Origin of the sequence: Parasedimentitalea denitrificans (assembly GCF_011813015.1) — a bacterium.
GTDB classification, from domain to species: Bacteria; Pseudomonadota; Alphaproteobacteria; order Rhodobacterales; family Rhodobacteraceae; genus Parasedimentitalea; species Parasedimentitalea denitrificans.
This window is the reverse complement of the sequence record NZ_QHLQ01000057.1, coordinates 1-2,401: the sequence shown is the minus strand read 5'-3', so window position 1 is coordinate 2,401 and position 2,401 is coordinate 1. Positions and strand designations below refer to the sequence as shown.

The 2,401-nt window shown below is 55.1% G+C and carries 6 protein-coding genes; all 6 read left to right on the top strand.

Annotated elements, in window-relative coordinates; all coding sequences use genetic code 11:
* The coding region (locus DL239_RS21270; RefSeq protein WP_206188596.1) for a DUF4376 domain-containing protein at window positions 1-401 on the top strand (401 nt) is incomplete at its 5' end.
* Window positions 402-541: 140 nt separating this feature from the next.
* Window positions 542-925 carry a hypothetical protein gene (locus DL239_RS21265; RefSeq protein ID WP_167686097.1) on the top strand — a complete coding sequence of 128 codons (384 nt, stop codon included), beginning with the start codon at window positions 542-544 and terminating at the stop codon, window positions 923-925.
* Entirely contained in the window at window positions 922-1,476 is a 555-nt protein-coding gene (locus tag DL239_RS21260; protein ID WP_167686096.1) for an N-acetylmuramoyl-L-alanine amidase, read from the top strand. The genes DL239_RS21265 and DL239_RS21260 overlap by 4 nt, the downstream gene beginning before the upstream one ends.
* On the top strand, window positions 1,473-1,775 hold the full coding sequence (locus DL239_RS21255) for a hypothetical protein (RefSeq protein ID WP_167686095.1): 303 nt from the start codon (window positions 1,473-1,475) through the stop codon (window positions 1,773-1,775). The genes DL239_RS21260 and DL239_RS21255 overlap by 4 nt, the downstream gene beginning before the upstream one ends.
* Window positions 1,756-1,956: an Rz1-like lysis system protein LysC gene (lysC, locus tag DL239_RS21250; RefSeq protein WP_206188595.1), complete on the top strand. Its 201-nt coding sequence runs from the start codon at window positions 1,756-1,758 to the stop codon at window positions 1,954-1,956. Before DL239_RS21255 ends, lysC begins: the two co-directional genes overlap by 20 nt.
* A 74-nt stretch (window positions 1,957-2,030) precedes the next feature.
* A partial coding sequence (locus tag DL239_RS21245) for a hypothetical protein (RefSeq protein WP_167686093.1) occupies window positions 2,031-2,401 on the top strand: 371 nt, incomplete at its 3' end.

Below are 2,401 nucleotides of genomic sequence, written 5' to 3'. Positions count from 1 at the left end.
TTTCTTGTTCATCTTCACTCCTTGACGGTTACGATGAACCAGAAATCCTCCTGATGCTAAACCTTCCCAAATACCCACAGGTGCTGACGTCAGACATGTTTCAGGGTAAATCCTATGACTGTGGCGCCGAATCCCGCCAGAACATTTCTGGTGCGTCAACTTTGGCACTTGGTGCGATTTCACAAGGGGCACAGCCGGGGAACTTGCTCTGGCACGGCGCATCTGACGACTTCACATGGCTTGCCATAGACAATGTTGCCGTGGCGATGGATGCGCAGACAGTGTTCGAATTTGGGGCTAAGGCTGCGGAACACGTCCGGGTGCATGTTTTTGCAGCCCGCGCGTTGAAGAATGCCGCGCCTATCCCGGCAAACTACCAAGACGACAGTCACTGGCCGTAATTCAGCGCCTGACGGGTAAGAGGCCTTGAGCGGAGGCCAGTCTAAGTTTCACATCGAAAGTAAGAGAGAGACATGTTCATGATTGAGCAAATGGTTCGAGGTGTCATCGACATCTCAACTCTCAGCGTCATGGCCGCCATATGAGGCTGGCTATAATCGAAACGTCCCGCGACTGGGTTAGCTGGGCTTTGCTTGGGCTGGGCGTAAGTTTTCCGGCTCATCAATTCATCGGTGGGCTGTGTTTGGCCCTTGCTGCGGGCAGCATGATAGCCCGTCACCGGCGCTCAAATGCCAAGCATTGGGCCGTCATGGCGACCTCGGGTGTTGTCGCGACAATAGCAGTCATTGCTACGCAAGGGTGGGACCACTTTGGTGTGCTTCCCCAGCTTATCATGGCTCTCTCCGGCGCTTTATCCGGTTGGGGCATCAACATGGTCGTCAAAATGATGGACCGCTTTGAGAAGCGTAGCAGCGATATCGCTGACAAGTTGGTTCGTCGAGTTCTAGGAGGGGATGAAGAGTGAAAATTGCAATCGTAATTGGGCATAACGCCCGTGCGCAGGGCGCTGTTCGGATCACTGACGGACAGCCTGAATTCCAGTGGAATAGCCATCTGGCCGAGCTGATCCAAGAAATCGATCCTGCCTCAGTGCGGGTGTTCCGCCGGGTGGCTGGCGTCGTCTACAGTAAGCAGATTGATCAGGTTTATCGCGAGGTAGATGAATGGGGGGCGAATGTTTCGATTGAGCTGCATTTCAACGGCAGCCATGATCCAAGCGCCGAGGGCTGCCTGACGTTATCCAGCGGAACGGCTGGGTCGATGGCGTTGGCACGTGAAGTTCACCACCGGATGCTGGCAGTAATGCAAAATGAAGATGATGGTATTCAGGTGCGAGGTCGTCGCGCCCGTGGTGGTCGTTCTCTTTGGGCAGGGGCAGCTCCAGCTATTATGGCCGAGCCATTCTTCGGCGGTAACGCGCGGTTCTGTCATGTGGCTGATGCTCGCAAGGATGAACTGGCCGAAGCGATTTATGATGGCGCCCACGCCTTTGTCATGGAGCGGGCCGAGGCGTGACCCGATACGCTCTCATAGCGGCGCTTTGTGCGCTGCTGGGGCTCGGAGGTTGGACCTCCTACCTGCTTTGGCGCAACTCCAACCTGAACACCAAGCTGGATGCGGCGCGGCAGACCATTGCAGTGCGTGACAAGCAGCTAGAGCAATCGCAAGAGGCTGGTCACGTTCTCGACGCACACCTGCATCGGATGCGCAATGAACGGGAAAATCTCAACGCAGAATTTAACCGTCTTCGGCAAACGGAGGGATACCATGATCCGTTGTCTGATTTTATGCGCGATGCTTTTGACCGCATGTGAGCGACCGCCTGTTTTTGTTGAGCCGGTGGTGTCCAAAGAATTGACCAACCCCTGCGCTGAGCCTGTGAAAGGCTCGCCCAGTCAGGGTGCCTTTGTTGAGTACGCATTGGGTTGGAAGGCAACAGCCAAGTGTAACGCCGACAAGCTGAAAAGCATCGGGAAACTGATCGGCCCTCAGTGATCTGAGCGCGGATCGCAAACCCAACCGGCCTGCCGCGCACCGGAACCTGCGCAGCACATCCAAAGGAAAACAGAATGCCATTACTCTCTGACGCTGTATTAGACGCAGCATGCAACCATCTGAAAACAAACGGAACCATGCTGCACATTTGTTCGTCTGAGCCTGCGAACTTTGCTGCCATTGCCGCTGTTGAGTTGGCCTCGGCACCTGTCAGCCTGACCGGGCCTGCAGCAGGTGATGTGTCTGGTCGCAAAGTGACTATCCCGGCAATTACGGCTGACACAGTCGATGTTACCGGGAGCGCCACCCATTATGCGCTGTCTAATGGCGTAGACGAATTGTTTGCCGCAAACACCCTGAAAGATCCCGGCACCGGCAATCCAACTTCTATCGCTCTGTCGGATGCCGGTAATTATAATTTCAACGCCATGGATCTCACAATTCC